Annotated in this window: 15 protein-coding genes and 1 tRNA gene; 8 read left to right on the top strand and 8 right to left on the bottom strand. The window is 72.9% G+C overall.

What is annotated here, in order from left to right; all coding sequences use genetic code 11:
• Positions 1 to 17 precede the first annotated feature (17 nt).
• The 4 genes from AB0O11_RS03790 (at position 18) to AB0O11_RS03775 (ending at position 2,457) form a co-directional block, all read left to right on the top strand.
• Positions 18 to 530 carry a hypothetical protein gene (locus AB0O11_RS03790; protein WP_363381412.1) on the top strand — a complete coding sequence of 171 codons (513 nt, stop codon included), beginning with the start codon at positions 18 to 20 and terminating at the stop codon, positions 528 to 530.
• 28 nt (positions 531 to 558) lie between these two features.
• Positions 559 to 1,356: a hypothetical protein gene (locus AB0O11_RS03785; protein WP_363381410.1), complete on the top strand. Its 798-nt coding sequence runs from the start codon at positions 559 to 561 to the stop codon at positions 1,354 to 1,356.
• Positions 1,357 to 1,398: 42 nt separating this feature from the next.
• A complete protein-coding gene (locus AB0O11_RS03780) occupies positions 1,399 to 1,836 on the top strand; it encodes a hypothetical protein (protein ID WP_363381408.1) in 438 nt (145 codons plus the stop codon).
• A gap of 66 nt (positions 1,837 to 1,902) precedes the next feature.
• The gene (locus AB0O11_RS03775; RefSeq protein ID WP_363381406.1) at positions 1,903 to 2,457 is read left to right on the top strand and encodes a hypothetical protein; all 555 of its coding nucleotides are present in this window, start codon (positions 1,903 to 1,905) and stop codon (positions 2,455 to 2,457) included.
• Between the two features lie 281 nt (positions 2,458 to 2,738).
• Here AB0O11_RS03775 and AB0O11_RS03770 read toward each other — a convergent pair.
• Positions 2,739 to 2,810: transfer RNA gene (locus AB0O11_RS03770), tRNA-Val, on the bottom strand.
• Positions 2,811 to 3,002: 192 nt separating this feature from the next.
• Here AB0O11_RS03770 and AB0O11_RS03765 point away from each other — a divergent pair.
• A complete protein-coding gene (locus tag AB0O11_RS03765; protein WP_363381404.1) occupies positions 3,003 to 4,409 on the top strand; it encodes a hypothetical protein in 1,407 nt (468 codons plus the stop codon).
• A 109-nt stretch (positions 4,410 to 4,518) separates the two neighbouring features.
• Positions 4,519 to 4,734 carry a zinc ribbon domain-containing protein gene (locus AB0O11_RS03760; protein WP_363381402.1) on the top strand — a complete coding sequence of 72 codons (216 nt, stop codon included), beginning with the start codon at positions 4,519 to 4,521 and terminating at the stop codon, positions 4,732 to 4,734.
• Between the two features lie 44 nt (positions 4,735 to 4,778).
• Here AB0O11_RS03760 and AB0O11_RS03755 read toward each other — a convergent pair whose 3' ends face one another.
• From AB0O11_RS03755 to AB0O11_RS03745, 3 genes are all read right to left on the bottom strand, one after another.
• Complete coding sequence (locus AB0O11_RS03755) at positions 4,779 to 5,612, bottom strand: HAD family hydrolase (RefSeq protein ID WP_363381400.1); 834 nt, start codon at positions 5,610 to 5,612, stop codon at positions 4,779 to 4,781.
• On the bottom strand, positions 5,612 to 8,245 hold the full coding sequence (locus AB0O11_RS03750; protein ID WP_363381398.1) for a phosphoribosyltransferase: 2,634 nt from the start codon (positions 8,243 to 8,245) through the stop codon (positions 5,612 to 5,614). The genes AB0O11_RS03755 and AB0O11_RS03750 overlap by 1 nt, the downstream gene beginning before the upstream one ends.
• Before the next feature lie 93 nt (positions 8,246 to 8,338).
• Complete coding sequence (locus AB0O11_RS03745; protein WP_363381397.1) at positions 8,339 to 9,547, bottom strand: HpcH/HpaI aldolase/citrate lyase family protein; 1,209 nt, start codon at positions 9,545 to 9,547, stop codon at positions 8,339 to 8,341.
• Between the two features lie 357 nt (positions 9,548 to 9,904).
• Between AB0O11_RS03745 and AB0O11_RS03740 the strand changes: the two genes are divergently transcribed.
• Positions 9,905 to 11,035: a TerD family protein gene (locus AB0O11_RS03740; protein ID WP_363381395.1), complete on the top strand. Its 1,131-nt coding sequence runs from the start codon at positions 9,905 to 9,907 to the stop codon at positions 11,033 to 11,035.
• A gap of 91 nt (positions 11,036 to 11,126) precedes the next feature.
• Here AB0O11_RS03740 and AB0O11_RS03735 read toward each other — a convergent pair whose 3' ends face one another.
• The gene (locus AB0O11_RS03735; RefSeq protein WP_363381393.1) at positions 11,127 to 11,864 is read right to left on the bottom strand and encodes a Tellurium resistance; all 738 of its coding nucleotides are present in this window, start codon (positions 11,862 to 11,864) and stop codon (positions 11,127 to 11,129) included.
• A 341-nt stretch (positions 11,865 to 12,205) separates the two neighbouring features.
• On the opposite strand from AB0O11_RS03735, the gene AB0O11_RS03730 reads away from it, so the two are divergent.
• Positions 12,206 to 13,327, top strand: coding sequence for a DUF2637 domain-containing protein (locus tag AB0O11_RS03730; protein WP_363381391.1), 1,122 nt, complete (start codon positions 12,206 to 12,208; stop codon positions 13,325 to 13,327).
• A gap of 154 nt (positions 13,328 to 13,481) precedes the next feature.
• Here AB0O11_RS03730 and AB0O11_RS03725 read toward each other — a convergent pair whose 3' ends face one another.
• From AB0O11_RS03725 to AB0O11_RS03715, 3 genes are all read right to left on the bottom strand, one after another.
• Entirely contained in the window at positions 13,482 to 14,576 is a 1,095-nt protein-coding gene (locus tag AB0O11_RS03725; RefSeq protein WP_363381389.1) for a DUF475 domain-containing protein, read from the bottom strand.
• A 147-nt stretch (positions 14,577 to 14,723) separates the two neighbouring features.
• A complete protein-coding gene (locus AB0O11_RS03720) occupies positions 14,724 to 15,302 on the bottom strand; it encodes a TerD family protein (RefSeq protein ID WP_224284048.1) in 579 nt (192 codons plus the stop codon).
• A gap of 227 nt (positions 15,303 to 15,529) precedes the next feature.
• Positions 15,530 to 16,105: a TerD family protein gene (locus tag AB0O11_RS03715; protein ID WP_363381387.1), complete on the bottom strand. Its 576-nt coding sequence runs from the start codon at positions 16,103 to 16,105 to the stop codon at positions 15,530 to 15,532.
• Positions 16,106 to 16,247: the final 142 nt, after the last annotated feature.

Genomic DNA, 16,247 nt, shown 5'->3' with positions numbered 1-16,247 from the left:
TGAGGAATGGAGTGAGTATGAAACCGCAAGTGAACATCGCCGTCGTGGTGGACGTGATCGGCGCGCTGTCGGACAAGACGCTGCTCAACGGCAACCTCTGCCTGATCGACGACGGGTCGTTCGACAGCAAGAACCAGGGAACGCCCGACCTGTGCACCGTGGTGGTGCCGGGCCAGGTGGTCCAGTGGTCCGCCCTGGCGGTGGACCTGCAGACCCCCGTCGAGATCCGGAGCATCAGCTTCGTGCCGGCGGACGAGGGTTCGGGCGCGACCGCGCACGGCGTCGACCACGCCGGCCCGGTCGAGTCCGCGGCCGAGGGCACGGACGGCGGCGCGGCGGGCGGCGCGGACGGCGCACCGTCGGCCGGCCACCGGGTGGCGGGCGGACAGCTGGACCTCAACGTCTGGTCCGGCGTGGTGCCGCCGTACCTGGTGCCCGGGGTGCCGTACCGGTACCGGCTGGAACTCCAGATGTACGAGGGCGAGCACAGCGTGCTGCACGTCGACTCGCCCGCACTGATGTGCCTGTAGGCGGAACACCGACAAGGAGGGTGGGCGCATGGCCCAACAACTGGCGATCATCGTGCTCGTGGACGTCGGCAACGCGCTGGAGTCCCGAACGCTGACCGGTAACACCTATCTGTTCGACAACATGAAGCTCCAGGGCTCCCTGAACCAGGGCACCGGCGAGTTGGTCACCGCGATCAACGGCGCCTACTGGAGCGACGGCTCGCAGGCCGGCGAGCAGGTGCTCAACTGGCTTCCGTACAGCCTCGGTTCGATCCCCCCGACGGTGCCCCGCGGCTACCACACCATCCGGGCGCGGGAGGCCGAGAAGGAGGCGCTGGCGGAGCTCGCGACGCTGACCGAGAAGCCCGGGGTGGCGAACGGCGACACCGAGGCCGCGCTCGCCCGGATCCGGAAGACCGTCGGCACCAGGGTCAACGGCACCTCGCGCGCCCGGGCCCTGTCCGGGCAGCGGGTCCTGGACATCACGGGCCGGGTGGTCTCCGACCACGGCCAGAACACCCACAACTACCCGGCACCGGTGATCACCGACATCTTCGGCGAGGCGGTGGACGAGAAGGTCATCTACCCGGCCGAGTACGGCTCCCCGGACCTGGTGACCGACGGCTGGTACTGGTCGGCGACGATCGACACCTCCCGGCCCGGGACCTACAGCTACAAGATGCGGATCCAGCTCCACGAGCTGGTCCAGCGGGCAGGCGACTGGACCTGGGAGCCGGTCAACCTCACTTGCGAGTCGAAGCTCCGGATCACCGCGGAGCCCAAGCGGAACGGCTTCACCGGGGCCGGCATGGGCTACCTGCCGATCGCCCCGGCCGCCTTCGGCTGAGCCCCTGACCCAGGAAGACCCGGTAAGGACGAGGAGGAGTAGATGACCACCAAGCCACGGCTGAAGACCACGCCGAAGCGCCCGATCTCGATCACCGCGGTGGTGGACTGCGTGGGCATGCTGGCGTCCCAGAGCACCCACGGCCACCTGTACCTGTACGACACCAACAAGGCCGGCGGGTCCGCCGACTTCGGCACCGAGGAGCTGCGGACCAAGGTCAAGGCCGGCGACCAACTGCTCTGGAACGTGCTGGCGCTCGAGTGCGAGGCCTTCGTGGCCATCGACGGGATCGTGATCGACCCCGAGGTGTGCGAGCCGGTCCGGCAGGTGTACCCGGGCACCGACGTCGCCTACTGGACCGGGACGGTGAAGAAGGACGCCACGTCCCCGGTGCCGTACCGGATCAGGTTCCGGCTGGGGACGCAGGCCGAGCCGATCACCACCACTGCGTCGCCCGTCCTGGTCGGCCAGGCCACCTGACAGCTCTGAGCAGCGGACGGCTCCGGGCGGCGGACCGCCCGGAGCGGCGCGCTCGAAGGAGGAACCTTGACAACCAGTACGCGCAGCGCCTCGGCGGACAAGCAGAACCCCGGGCAGCTGAACTCGGTACAGCTCAACATCGTCACGCTCGTGAACATGGAGCGGGCCACGGCCAACCGCTCGCTGGGCGACGCGATGTACATGATGGACAACAGCGTCGGCGGGTCCGGCCAGGGCACCCGGCAGCTGGAGACGGTCTGCAAGCAGGGCCAGGTGCTGAACTGGATCATCCGCCCGATCGACATGGAGCGGCGGCTGGACGGCACCTGGCCGCCCATGCCCAAGATCAACAACATCGTGATCCTCGACACCGAGCTGGGTGACGAGGAGGACGTGGCCGAGCGGAAGCTCTTCACCGAGCTCAAGATCTACGGCATGCCCGACCGCATGCGCTCCCCGCTGACCCCGGTCTACTACTACTGGGCCGGCACCGTGCTCAGCACCGCCAAGCCCGGCCTGTACCGGTACCGGCTGGTCATCGAGCTGGAGCAGGAGGGCACCAAGGAGAAGCTCTACCTCAACACGGTCGACCACCCCGCGCTACGGGTGATCGAGGTCTGACTGCCCGACACCGCGTGAGCCCGGTGTCCCCGACCATCGCGGTCGGGGACACCGGGCTCCTTCGCTGCCGGCCTCGGTGCGCGGCGAGCTTCGCCACCGCCGTTCGGCGGCATCGGGCCCGAGCTGCTGACGGACATCGGGGATCGCCGCGATGCGGCTGGTGGTGACCGCATCGACGCTGCGGGTCCGAGGCCGTGGCGAGATCGCCGGAACGACTGCGGCCCAGGCCGGGACACCTGTCCTGGCCTGGGCCGCAGCCTTGGTTCCTGCTGTTCGGAGGGTGGGCGCGGACGGTTTCGAACCGCCGACATCTGCTTTGTAAGAGCAGCGCTCTACCACTGAGCTACGCGCCCCCTGCCGTGGCCCGGTGGGCGCACGACAAGTGCTTAGGGTACCTGGTCCCGAGGGGTGGTGTGGGCCGGGTGCCCGGTGGGGTGCCGGGCGAGGCGGTGGAGCCGCCCGGGCGGGCGGTGCGGCAGGTGGGCGGGAAGGGGGCGGGCCGTGGGGTGGGCGGGGGTGACGGGCCGGTGGAGGGATCGGAGAGAATGGAGGCCGGATCAGCGGGTCGGAGCAGGGAGCGCGCAGTGACGGTGGCCGGCGGGAGCGGGCGGGGGCGGCGTCGGGCGGGGAGTGCGCTGGCCGACGCGTTGGTGTTGCCGGTGGTGCTGACGGGTGCGCTGGGGACGGTCGCACTGGCGTCGGCCGGGAGCGGCGGCTGGTGGGGCCGGCGCGGCGGTGAGGGCGGACGGGCGCAGGCGCGGGAGGCCCGGGCGGCGGCCCAGGAGGCCTTCTACGAGCTGGAGGAGACCCAGCGCGAGGTGCAGCTCGCGGTGGAGACCGTCCGCGCGGCCGAGGAGGGCCAGACGGCGCAGCGCGCGCTGGCCGACCTGGCGGCGATCTCCGGCCGGGTCGAGCAGGTCACCGTGAACTACCTGGCCGCGCTCGACGCCCACAACCTGGACAGCGAGACGCTGGACGCGGGCGCGGCCGCGCAGGCCAAGCGCCGGCTGGAGGACGTGAAGGGCCAACTCGGCTCGGCCCGGGCGGAGCTGAACGACTTCCTGCGCCGCCTGCAGCCGACCGTCCAGCACGCCGAGCAGCAGCTGATGCGGGTCACCCCGGCGGTCGAACAGGCCAAGCGGGCGCTGCTCGCGGCCACCACCGCGTTGGACGAGGCGCGCGGCGCCGGCCTGCGGGCGGACGACCTGGCGGCCCGGCTGGCCGAACTGGCGCCCGAGCTCGGCCGGCTGAACGAGGGCCCGGCCCGGCACGGGGTCGCGGACACCCTGCGGCGCGCGGACGACGTGAAGCAGCGCGCCGGGGCGATCGCCGCCGACGCCGGACAGCTGCCGGAGCGGGCGCGGGAGATCGACCGGCGGGTGGCGAGCCTGCGGACCCGCATCCAGGCGCTGGAGACCAAGGCCGCGACGGTCGAGCCCGCCCTGAGCGAACTGCGCCGCCGCTTCAGCACCGCCTGCTGGCAGGACCTCCAGCGGGTGCCGGACCAGGTCGCGGAGACGGGGCGCGCCGCCGAGCGCAAGCTCGCCGAGGCCGCCCGGGCCCGGGACGAGCAGCGCTGGGCGGGTGCCACCGCCGCGATCGGGACGGTCCGCGCGCTGCTGGAGACCGCCGACGGCTCGGTGCTCGCGGTGAACGACCGGCTGCGGCAGCTGAACGAGGTGCAGCACGACCCCAACCGGGAGATCGAGCGCGCCCGCTTCGCGATCCGGGACGCGCAGCGGCTGGCGATGGCCGGCCGCACCGCGCCGGACCCGCGGCACGCCGCCCCGCTGGACGAGGCGGTGGCCCGGCTGGACCGCGCGGTGGCCTCGCTGGAGGCGGCCGGCCGGCACCCCGACTACTGGCACTTCCTGACCGAGCTCGCGGCGGTACGGGACACGGCGGCACGGGTGATCGGCCTGATCCGCGGCGACCTCGGCGGCCACCGGTAGCACCGGACCGGGCGAGCGGTGGACCGGGCGAGCGTCGGCCAGGCGATCGGCAGCCAGTCGATCCGCGGACCGGGCGACCGGTGGACACCCCGCTGGGTACCCTGCCGGTATGCCTCGCTACGACTTCCGCTGCCGCTCCTGCGGCGCCACCTTCGAGCTCCGCCGCCCGATGGCCCAGGCCAACGACCCCGCCGTCTGCCCGCAGGGCCACGAGGACACCGTGAAGCTGCTGTCCACCGTTGCCGTCACCGGCGCGGCCGCCGCCCAGCAGGCCCCCGCCGGCGGGGGCGGGGGCGGTTGCTGCGGTGGCGGCTGCTGCGGCTGACCGACGGCCGACGGCCGTCGGCCGTCCGCCCCTGATCGCCCCGGTCAGGGGCCGACCGGCACGGCCGACGCCCCCGCCAGGAACCGCCGGACGATCTCCTCCCCCGCCGTCACCCCCACCTCCGTCAGGGCGGTGACGCCGGGGGCCGTCCAGCCGCTGTCCGCGAGCTCGCCGTGCCCCGGGCGCCAGCCGGCGTCCGCCGCGAGCAGCAGGTCCGCGTCGAGCAGCGAGTCCCCGGCCGCCAGCACGGTGTCGGCGCCGCTGCGCCGCACGACCTCGGCCAGCGCGGCGCTCTTGGTGAGCGGCGCGGGCACCGCGTACACCTTGCGGCCCTGCAACGAGACCGTCCAGCCGCGCTCGGCGCACCAGCCGGTCAGCTCCGCCAGCCAGCCCGCCGGCAGCGCGGCCCGCTCGACCACCAGGTAGGCGAACAGCTCGTCGGCGACCTGCCGCTTGTGCGTCCACTCCGGGTCGGCGCACAGCGCGAGCCGCCGGACCACCTCCTCCAGCGGGGCCGAGCCGGCGGCGATCCGCGCGGTGATCTCGGCCCGCCAGTCGCGGTCCGGCACGCCGTCCACCAGCAGCTGCCCTCCGTTGGCGCAGATCGCGTACGCGGGGACCCAGTCCGGCGTCGGGCCGGGCAGGTTGACCCGCCCGTACTGTTCCGGCGTCCGAGTGGTGGCCGGCACGAAGCAGGCCTCCCGGGCGAGTTCGGCGAGCAGCCCGGCGGCCCGCTCGGTCATGAAGGACAGCGGCCGCCCCTGGTACACCTCGACGCAGAGCAGCCGTGGCGCGAGCCGGTCGGGCGCGCCCAGGGCCATGGCCCGCTCGGAGTAGATCAGCGTCCGGTCGAGGTCGCTGGCCACCAGAACACCCATCAGGAATCCCTCCCCGCAGTCTCGGTCACGGCGCGCCCGCCGGTCACGGCACGCCCGTCTCCCCCGGTCGCCCCGCGGCTGTAGCGGGGGTGGATCAGGCCGACGCAGGTGTACGGCAGGCCGTCCACCTCCTCGACCTCGACGCCGCGCTGGGCGGCGAGCAGCCGGACGTGGTCGAGGTCCGCACCGGCGCCGCGCCGGGCGAGGATCCGCCAGGGGACGCGGCGCAGCAGCACCCGGGTGGTCTCGCCGACGCCGGGCTTGACCAGATTGACGTTGTCGATGCCGTACTCGGCGCTGATCCGCTCGACGGCGGCCCAGCCGGCCCAGTCGGGCGCCCGGTGCGGGTCGGCGGCGAGCCGCTCGGCGCCCTCGACCGCCGCGGCACGGACCTCGCCGAAGCGGGCGGCCACCGCGTCCAGGAAGGCCGCCGAGACGTCGCTCCCGGCCAGTTCGGCGTAGTGCTTGGCGCCGTGGAAGTCGTCCGGCCCGATCAGCCCGGGCCGCAGCACGGTGCGCGAAACCAGCCCGGAGACCGTGGAGTTGAGGCAGGCGGACGGGATCAGGAAGTCGTCCCGGGTGCCGTACGTCCGCACGCAGCGGCCCGGGTCGGCGAGCACCGCGAGATCCGGGTCGAAGCCGGTGCCGGCCAGCGCGTCGGCGAGTTCGCGGGTGATCGCGCCCTTGCCGGTCCAGCCGTCCACGAACACCACGTCCCCGGCGCGGTGGTGGGCCGCCAGGTACCGCAGCGCGACCGGGTCGATGCCGCGGCCGCGCACGATCGAGACCGCGTAGTGCGGCACGGACAGGCCGTGCACGAAGGACAGCCAGCGGCGGACCAGGATGCCGACGGGCGTGCCGGCCCGGGCCAGCGAGGCGAGCACCAGCCCGGGACCGCGCTCGCGCAGCAGCGTCTCGGCGACGGTGCCGACGGCGAGCGCGATCCGGCCGGCGGAGCCGCGCAGCGCCTGGTGGAACAGCTCCTGGTACTCGGGGCTGGGCTGGTACTCGACCGGCAGCGACTCGGCGTAGTGCGCGCCGCCGTTCTGGACGGCCTCCTCGCGCTCCTCGGTGGGGGCTTCCAGCGCGACCCCGGAGAGGTCCTTGAGCAGCCAGGCCACCTCCTCGGCCGGGTACGAGGAGAACGCCGGCCCGAACAGGGGCGCGGGCAGCGCGGACGGCACGAGCAGCGCGGGCGGCGACGGGGGCACGGGCAGCGCGGCAGTCGAGGCAAGCGCGGACGCCAACGCAGGCGCGGACGCCGACGCAGGCGCGGACGCCGACGCAGGCACGGACGCCGACGCAGACACGGGCCGTACGGCCGGCCCGGCCACCGGCCGGTGCGAGGGCAGCACCGCGAGCACCACCCGGCCGGTCACCTGCCGCAGCTGGCCGAGCAGCGCACGCTCACCCTCGTGCAGCGCCGGGGTGTCGGCCACGTCGTCCACCACCAGCACCACGGCGTCGAAGCGCCGCGCCGGGTCGCTGCCGGGGGCGACGTTGTACGCGTAGCGCTCGTGCGATCCGCCGTCCTGCGGGTCGTCGTGGGCGGGGAAGGCGAGCCGGGTGCGGATGGCGTAGCCGGGGTCGTCCACCGCCAGGACGGGCGAGCGGGTGGTGGTGGAGAACCGGACGCGGTCGCCGCCGAGCCGCTCGGCGAGGGCGTCGGCCAGCCGCAGCGGCGCGTACATCAGCTCCTCGAAGCCGAGCACCAGCACCCGCTGCGCCCCGGCGGGCAGGGCCTCGGCCAGCTGCCCGGCCAGCCGGGGCAGGCTGGCGTCCAGCCGGGCGCGGTCGCGGGCGGTGAAGCCGTGCCGGCCGCCGTCCGGGAGCCCGGCGGGCCAGTCCAGCTCGACCCGGACCAGCGGCGCGGCGGCCGTCGACGGCACGGCACCCGGGGTGACGGCCTGCGAAGGCGCGTCCGCCGCCGCCTCAGCGATCAGCCGCTCGGCCCGTTCCAGCAGGTCGGCGGGCAGTTCGACGCCGCCGCTCGCGGTGGCCACCAGGTCCAGCCGGACGCCGAGTTCGGCGGCGGTCCGGTCGAGCCGCTGCCGGTCGGCCGCGGAGCGCAGGTCCACCAGGGCGACCACCACGTAGTGCCCGCGCAGGTGGCGGGCGTGCAGTTCGCGGATGGTGTTGAGCACCGTCTGTCCGGTCGAGAACTCGTCGTCCACCAGCACCAGCGGCCCGTCCCCGGCGAGGAGCGCGGGGTCGGCCGGCAGCAGCAGGTGCGAGGTGGCGTGCGAGTGCTCCTCCTCGAAGCCGCCGAGCGGGGGCACTCCCGGCACCGGGCGGCGGGTGGAGTGCAGGTAGGGGGCGTCCAGGCCGTCGGCGACGCTGTGGCCGAGGCCGGTGGCGGTCTCCGCGTAGCCGAGCACGACGGCCCGCGCGGCCGCCTCCGCGCCGAGCAGCCGGCGGACCCTGCGGCCGAGTTCGAGCCCGGCGCCGTGGACCACCGAGGGCCGCTGCGGCACGTGCTTGCCGAGCACGTTGGAGACCAGCAGGTGGGCGCGCTTGCGGTTCTCCCGGAGGGCCAGGCCGACGAGTTCGGGGAGTCGCTCGGAGCCGGTCAGCGCGATTCCGGCCCGGTCGGCGACCCACCGGCCGGTCCACGTCTGCGGTGTTGCTGTCACTGCTGGTCCTGCCTTCGATGGTGCGGTGGTGCGTTCGTCATATCGGCGCTGCGGAAACCGGGGGGAACGGCTCGGGCTCGGCCGCGGAAACAGTCAGCCGCACAGGCAGGCCGACAGCAGTTCCGCGAAGCTCACGTCCTCCCGGGCCACCCCGAACACCTCCGCCCGCAACAGCACCCGCTCCGCCCAGGCACGGTGCGGCCGGGCCTCGTTCATCTTGTTGGTGTACGCCGAGCGCAGGACTCCGCCACCGTCCTGCTCCTGCCGGAGGATGTCGCGGGCGTCGCAGTACTCCTCGTGCGTGACCACGGAGAGGGCGTGCACGGCCGGCACGTGGCTGGGGTGGATGCAGGTCTTGCCGAGCAGGCCGTTGGCCCGGTCGAGTTCGACCTCCCGGATCAGCCCGTCCAGGTCGTGTTCGATGATCCGCCGGCGGACCTCCTCGCCGGAGGCCCGGAACGCCCCGGCCGCGGCGGAGACCGAGGCGCCGGTGAACGGGGTCCGGCGCAGCTGCGGCTTGAACATCCGCTCCTGGACCGGGAAGTACTCCCAGACCGGTCCGGTGACGGTGTACCCGGTGCCGTCCGCCCGGCCGAGCACGTTGACCACGTCCCCGATCACCGCGGCGACCAGCGCCACGTCGTACGCGGTGAGGTCGGGCGAGCGCCGCAGGCCGTACGCGGAGCAGAGGTCGGTGACCCCGAGCCGGACGGCGAGCACCCGCTCGCGGTGGCCGGCGAGCAGCTCGGCAATGCCGAACAGCTGCTCCCGCCTGGTCTCCAGGTGGGCGAGTTCGGGCGACTCCAGGACGGGCATGGCGAACAGCCGCCGCCCGGTCGCGGCCTCGGCGGCGGCCAGCGCGGCCAGGTACTCGCCGCCGTTCGCCGGGGTGAACTTCGGCAGCACGAAGCCGCTGAGCAGTTCGACGGCCGGTCCGAGGCGTTCGGCCAGGTCGAGGAGCTGGGCGGCGGCACGGACCCTGATGAAGAGCAGGGGGTGGCTCTGTGCACAGTCGGTGAAATCCTTGACCAGGTCATTCAGTTGCTCGACCAGGTTCCGCTCGCCCGCGTCCACCTCGTGGTCGGCGATCGCGTCCTCCAGGCAGAGCACCATCGACACCACACCCCGACCGGCGAGTTTGCGGATGTCGGCGGCCAGGGCGGGCCTGGTGGCCGGGCTGTAGAGGGTGCCGCCGAGGGCGGTGGCGAGCACCTCCGGCTCGCTCCGCGCGGTGAAGGGACGCGGCTGCTCCAGGAAGAGCCGGCCGCGTACGTCCTCGGCGAGGTGGCCGAAATGGCGCAAGGTGCTCTCCTCCAGGAAGTGGACCGGCCTCCGGCCCGTTGCCGACGGCACCCTGGTCAACCGGCCGACCGGGCGCCATGGTTCCCGGGCACGTCTCCGCCGGACGCCCCTGCGCCGGACCCCCGGGGACCTTTCGACCGCCCATCGTACGGACGGGATCCGACCTCTCCCGGTTCCCCGGCACTGAACTCCCGGAACATCCCGGTCCACTTGGACGATCATGGGTGCACCGTCGGGGAACCTCGGAAACGGCGGCGGCAAACCTCGGAAAGCGCAAGTCTTGGCAAAGTCCGACCCGGCACGGAGCGGTCCGGTCACGTTGTCCGAAGGGGTGGCGAACAGGCAGGATGGTCGGCTATGACGCACGTGATGGCCAAGGGCGCCAACATCGCACTGCCGGCGGCGGCGGTCCGCGCCGTGCTGCGCTGGAGCGCCACGCCCGGTGCGCCGGACGTGGACGCGTCCGCGCTGCTGCTCGGCGCCACCGGCAAGGTCCGCTCGGACGCCGACTTCGTCTTCTACAACCAGCCCCGCCACCCCTCCGGCCTGGTCCGCCACCTGCCCAAGCAGCAGACCTCCGGCGGCGCCGAGATCATCGACACGGTCGAGGTCGAGCTGGGCAAGCTGCCCGCCGAGGTGGACCGCGTGGTGCTGGCCGGCTCCTCCGAGGGCGGACCGTTCCGCGCGGTACCGGGACTGCGCCTGCTGCTCTTCGACGCCACGGCCGGCGAGGGCGCGCCCGCGCTCGCCGAGTTCGGGATCGACGACGCCGAGAACGTCACCGCCCTGGTCGCGGGCGAGCTGTACCGCCGGTCCGGGGCCTGGAAGTTCCGGGCGATCGGGCAGGGCTACACCTCCGGGCTGATCGGACTCGCCACCGACTTCGGCATCACCGTGGACGACGAGGCGGAGGCCGACCCGGCGCCGGCCCCGGCGCCCGGGGCCATCACCCCCACCGGCCCGCTCGACCCGCGCAGCACCCCGGTGCCGGAGCCGCGCCCGACCGCTCCCGAGCCGGGCACCTTCACCCTGGCCCCGGCCGCCCCGCAGTCGCCGCCCGCCCAGCCGCCCGCCCAGCCGCCGGCCGCCACCCCGGCCCCGGTCGCCGCCACCGGCGCCTCGCCCGCACCGACGGCCCCGCCGCCGCCCGCGGCCCCGCCGACCGTGCCCCCGCCGCCCACCGCGCCCCCGGGCCACCAGCCCGGCACCGGCTACGGCTACCCCCAGCAGCCCGGCACGGGGTACGGCTACCCCCAGCAGCAGCCCCCCGGCGGCTACGGCTACCCGCAGCCGGGCGGTTACGGCTACCCCCAGCCGAACCAGCCCGTCCCGCCGCAGCAGCAGCGCCCCGCGGGCTACGGCTACCCGCAGCCCGGCACCGGCCAGCAGCCGCCCGTCCCGCCGCAGCCGCCGGCGGCCCAGCCCCCGGCGCCCGCCGGCGAGGAGTTCGCGCTGCCCCCGCAGGGCCCGCAGTTCCAGCCTCGCTGACGCCCCCGGCGGGGCCGCCCCACGGCCCCGGCCCCGCCAGGCCCGGGCCCCCGCCCGGGCCGGAACCCCGCCGCGGGACCGTCGGTCGCCGTCAGTCGCTCTTGTACCCGCGCTGCCACTGCATCCCGAACCCGTACAGCCGGTCGATGTCCGCCTGGAACCCGTTGACGTACCGCACCTCGCGGCGCACCGTCAGCTGGTTGTCCCCCGCGTTCTCGATCAGCACCACCGCGCAGGAGCGCGCCGCGCGGGCCCGCTCCTCCAGTTTGATCTCGATCCGCGGCCCGGCCTGCGGCACGATCGTGACCACCGCGTGCGACTGCTCGAAGGCCGGCGTGCCGTCGTAGATGTAGACGAAGATCAGCAGCCGCTTGAACTTGTCCTTCTTCTCCAGGTTGACGTACATCGTCTCGCCGGACGGCGCCCCGTACTGGTCGTCGCCGCTGAGCTTGATGTACGGCGCGTTCTGGAGGTCGCCGAAGAGCCCGCCGAGCGGCTGCACCACGCCCGTGGTCCCGTCGGCGAGTTCGTACATGCAGGCCAGGTCGAGGTCGACGTTCACCGGCTCGCTGCCCTGCGGCGAGTCCGGCTCCAGCGGCCGCAGGATCCGCGGGCTGAAGAACCGCTTGACGGAGTCCCGGGTGCTCGGCCGGACGCCGCCGGAGCTCATCGTCCAGTGCAGGTTGACGTAGAGGTAGCCGGTGGTGGCGGCCGACCCGGTGATCGCGTGCTGCGGGGCCGACTTGGTGAGTGTGACCTTGTGCTGACCGCCGGGGTTGTCGAAGGTGTAGCTCTTGTCCCCGCGCAGGTACTCCCAGATCGAGACCATGCAGTCCTCTCCCCCCTGCTCCCGCCAGGCGCTCTGACGGTCCGCCGACCAATGATCGGGCATCGGCCCGGCCGTCGGATACCCCGTTCGCCCCCTCCCCTACCCAACCCGGACCGACCGGCGGGTCGATTGGCAGGAGGAAGCCGCCCTCCCGTAACATGCCGCCCCCTCGGACGCGATATCGTCTAGCCGCACAGGTGTCCCGTCCGCCCCTGCGCGAGCGCGGCGGGCATGCCGTGCGGCGACGAACGAACCGTCAGGCAGTGTCCGCACGACTGGTCCTGACCGCCTGCGTCGCGCTGTGATCCTGTCCCCTGCGGAAACCCGAGGCCCGACCCGCAATGAACCTGACCTCCATACAGCTGGTCTGGACCGTCGTCGGCGGCGCAGCCCTGCTGTTCGTCGCCGTCCTGATGGCGACGCTGCGTTTCAAGAACTCGAAGAAGGACGAGTCCGGCGACTCCTGGGAGCGCAGCGAGGAGCGCCGCCGCCGCAAGGAGATGATCTACGGCATCTCCTCGTACACGCTGCTGTTCTGCTGTGCCGGTGTCGCCGCCGCCCTCTCCTTCCACGGCCTGGTCGGCTTCGGCAAGGAGAACCTGGGCCTGTCCGGCGGCTGGGAGTACCTCGTCCCGTTCGGCCTGGACGGCGCCGCGATGTTCTGCTCGGTGCTCGCCGTCCGCGAGGCCAGCCACGGTGACGCCGCTCTCGGCTCGCGCCTGCTGGTCTGGGTGTTCGCGATCGCCTCGGCCTGGTTCAACTGGGTGCACGCCCCGCGCGGCATTTCGCACGACGGCGCCCCGCAGTTCTTCTCCGGCATGTCGATCTCGGCGGCGATCCTGTTCGACCGGGCGCTGAAGCAGACCCGCAAGGCCGCGCTGCGCGAGCAGGGCCTGGTCCCGCGTCCGCTGCCGCAGATCCGCATCGTCCGCTGGCTGCGCGCCCCGCGCGAGACCTACGCGGCCTGGTCGCTGATGCTGCTGGAGAACGTCCGCAGCCTGGACGAGGCGGTCGACGAGGTGCGCGAGGAGCGTCAGGCGAAGCTGGACGCCAAGGCCCGCGCCCGTACCGCCGACCGCCGCGAGCGGGCCGAGCTGAAGGCCATCTCCCGCCAGGGCGGCATGCTCGCCCGGGCCCGCGGAGGCCGCCAGGTGCCCGCCCTCACGGCTGCCGGAGACGGCCCGAGCACTACGGAGCCTGCCCTAGCCGCGGCTTCCGACGCCACCACCTCGACCTCGGCCTCGCGCCAGTCCACCGACTCGCCGGAGCCGGCCGCCCTGGACGCCGGCCGCCGCCCGCGCGCCGCGGTCGGCTCCTCGTACTCGTCCTCCTCGCTCTCCGGCACCGGGTCGTCCCGCAGCGGCTCGACCATCGACCTGACGGCCGACGACGACACCCTGTCGATGCCGAAGCTGGACTCGCTGGAGCGCAAGCTGCGCGCGATCGAGCAGCAGCTGGGCTGATCCGAGGCGTCCGGGCCCCGCGTCCGCGGCGGAGCAGCGGTCCGGTCCGTGGTCCGAACGGGCCGCACCGGACCACGGACCCACCGGACCACCGACACGGAACGGCCGCCCCCGGGATTCCCGGGGGCGGCCGTTCCGCGTGCCGGTCGGACGGCTACTTGCCGGTGCTGACCAGCTCCGGTTCCTCGTCCGCGCCCTCACGCCGGTTGCGCAGGATCGACGAGCCGAGCGCCAGTCCGATGAAGGCGACGCCGATCAGGCCGGTGACGATCTCCGGGATGTGGTACTTGATCCCGACCAGCAGGATCGCCGCCAGCGCGCCGATCGCGTAGTGCGCGCCGTGCTCCAGGTAGACGTAGTCGTCCAGGGTGCCCCTGCGGACCAGGAAGACGGTCAGCGAGCGGATGTACATCGCGCCGATGCCGAGGCCCAGGGTGATCTGGAAGATGTCGCCGGAGATGGCGAACGCGCCGACCACGCCGTCGAAGGAGAACGAGGCGTCCAGGACCTCCAGGTACAGGAAGAGGAAGAACGCCGCCTTGCCGCCGACCTGCATGATCGACTTGCCGGCCTTCTCCGCCGCCTCCTCGCGCTCCTCCTCGGCCTCCAGGCCCGACTCGAAGATCGAGGAGAGGCCGTTGACCGCGAGGTAGGTGACCAGGCCGAGGACACCGGCGAGCAGGACGGTCTCCGCGTGCTCCCCGGCGAAGAAGTTGGAGGCGAGCAGCAGGGCGACCAGGGCGACGACGCTGGAGAAGGCCTCCAGCTTGCCGACCTTCTCCAGCGGACGCTCGATCCAGGCCAGCCAGTTGTAGTCCTTCTCCTCGAAGATGAAGTCGAGGAAGATCATCAGCAGGAAGACGCCGCCGAAGGCCGCGATGGCCGGGTTGGCCGCCTCCAGGTACTGGGCGTAGGTGAGGCCCTCGTGGGTCTTGTCGGAGTGCAGCGCGAGGTCGATGACCGTCGCCGGGTTGAGCTTCGCGGTGAGGCCGACGACCAGCAGCGGGAAGACCAGGCGCATGCCGAAGACCGCGATGAGGACACCGACGGTCAGGAAGATCTTCTGCCAGTACGGGTTCATCCGCTTCAACACCGTGGCGTTGACCACCGCGTTGTCGAACGACAGGGAGATCTCCAGGATGGAGAGGATCAGCACGATGCCGAAGCCTTGGGCTCCCCAGAGCAGTCCGGCCGCGACCAGGCCGATGGCGGTGATCGCGAACGACCAGCCGAATGTGCGGAGGAACACGGGAGTTGGCTACCTTTCGGGTTCTGGCCGTGCCGGGGCGGCCTCGTCCCCGAGACGCCCCTGACCGGGCCCGGCCCGGTCAGGTCACCCCCGCACTGCCCTCTGTTCTCATGATCGGGTCGGGTGCGAAAAGTCCGATTTTCGCCCTTACTGTACGTTCACCCCGAAGTCGAGGGCGATGCCGCGCAGGCCGGAGGCGTACCCCTGGCCCACTGCGCGGAACTTCCACTCGCCCGCGTAGCGGTACAGCTCGCCGAAGATCATCGCGGTCTCGCTGGACGCGTCCTCGGACAGGTCGTAGCGGGCGATCTCCTGGCCGTCGACCGAGTTGACGACCCGGATGTAGGCGTTGCGGACCTGACCGAAGTTCTGGAGCCGCGCCTCGGCCTCGTAGATCGAGACCGCGAAGATCACCTTGTCGGCCTGCACCGGGACGAGGTCCAGGTTGACCAGGACCACCTCGTCGTCACCCGTGTCGTCGCCGCCGGTGAGGTTGTCGCCCTGGTGCTCCACCGAGCCCTCGGGGCTCTTGAGGTTGTTGTAGAAGACGAAGTACTCGTCACCGAGCACCCGCCCGCCACCACAGATCAGGGCGCTCGCATCGAGGTCGAACGGGGCGCCCGTGGTCGAACGGGCGGACCAGCCGAGGCCGATCTGGACCTGCGTCAGGTTCGGCGCGGCCTTGGTGAGCGAGACGTTGCCGCCCTTGGCGAGCGTGACCACCATGACGTTCTTCCTCCCTTGCTTGTTCCGGGGCGCCATCCAGGTGTAGTCCCCCGCGGCCCCGGCCGACCGGTTCCGGTCGGCTGAACTTCCTGAACTCACATCCTCGCAGCGCGACGGGCCACCGCGGCACCGGGCCGTACGAAGCCGGGGCGGCCCCGGACCGCGGAGGTCCGGGGCCGCCCCGGGAGAACGGCGCGAGGCCCGCGCCGCAGGGCGCCGGCGTCGGCTCAGACGTTGACGCCGAAGTCCTGCGCGATGCCGCGCAGGCCGGAGGCGTAGCCCTGGCCGATGGCACGGAACTTCCACTCGCTGCCGTTGCGGTAGAGCTCACCGAAGACCATCGCCGTCTCGGTGGAGGCGTCCTCGGAGAGGTCGTAGCGGGCCAGCTCCGAGTTGTCGGCCTGGTTCACCACCCGGATGAACGCGTTGCGCACCTGGCCGAAGTTCTGGCCACGGGTCTCGGCGTCGTAGATCGACACCGGGAAGACGATCTTCTCCACGTCCGTCGGCACGCCGGACAGGTTGACCTTGATCGCCTCGTCGTCGCCCTCGCCCTCACCGGTCAGGTTGTCGCCGGTGTGCTCGACCGAGCCGTCCGGGCTCTTCAGGTTGTTGAAGAACACGAAGTTGCCGTCCGAGGCGACCTTGCCCTGGGCGTTGCACAGCAGGGCGCTGGCGTCCAGGTCGAAGTCCGCACCGGTGGTGGTCCGGACGTCCCAGCCCAGGCCGACGACCACGGCCGTGAGGCCCGGTGCCTCCTTGGTGAGCGAGACGTTGCCGCCCTTGCTGAGGCTGACTCCCACTAGTCCTCCAAGAATCGGGAGGCACGTCCAGTGGTGCCCCCGGTGGTGCGGTCCCGGGTGGCGGGAGGCCCATCGGCTCCCGCGCCCCACCCCGCCAACGGCCAGAGCGTAGTACGGGGTTCCCGTCCGGACCCCTGATCAG

Origin of the sequence: Kitasatospora sp. NPDC093102, from assembly GCF_040683915.1 — a bacterium.
Taxonomy (GTDB): domain Bacteria; phylum Actinomycetota; class Actinomycetes; order Streptomycetales; family Streptomycetaceae; genus Kitasatospora.
Note: the sequence above shows the minus strand (reverse complement) of the source record. Positions and strands in the feature narration are given on the sequence as shown.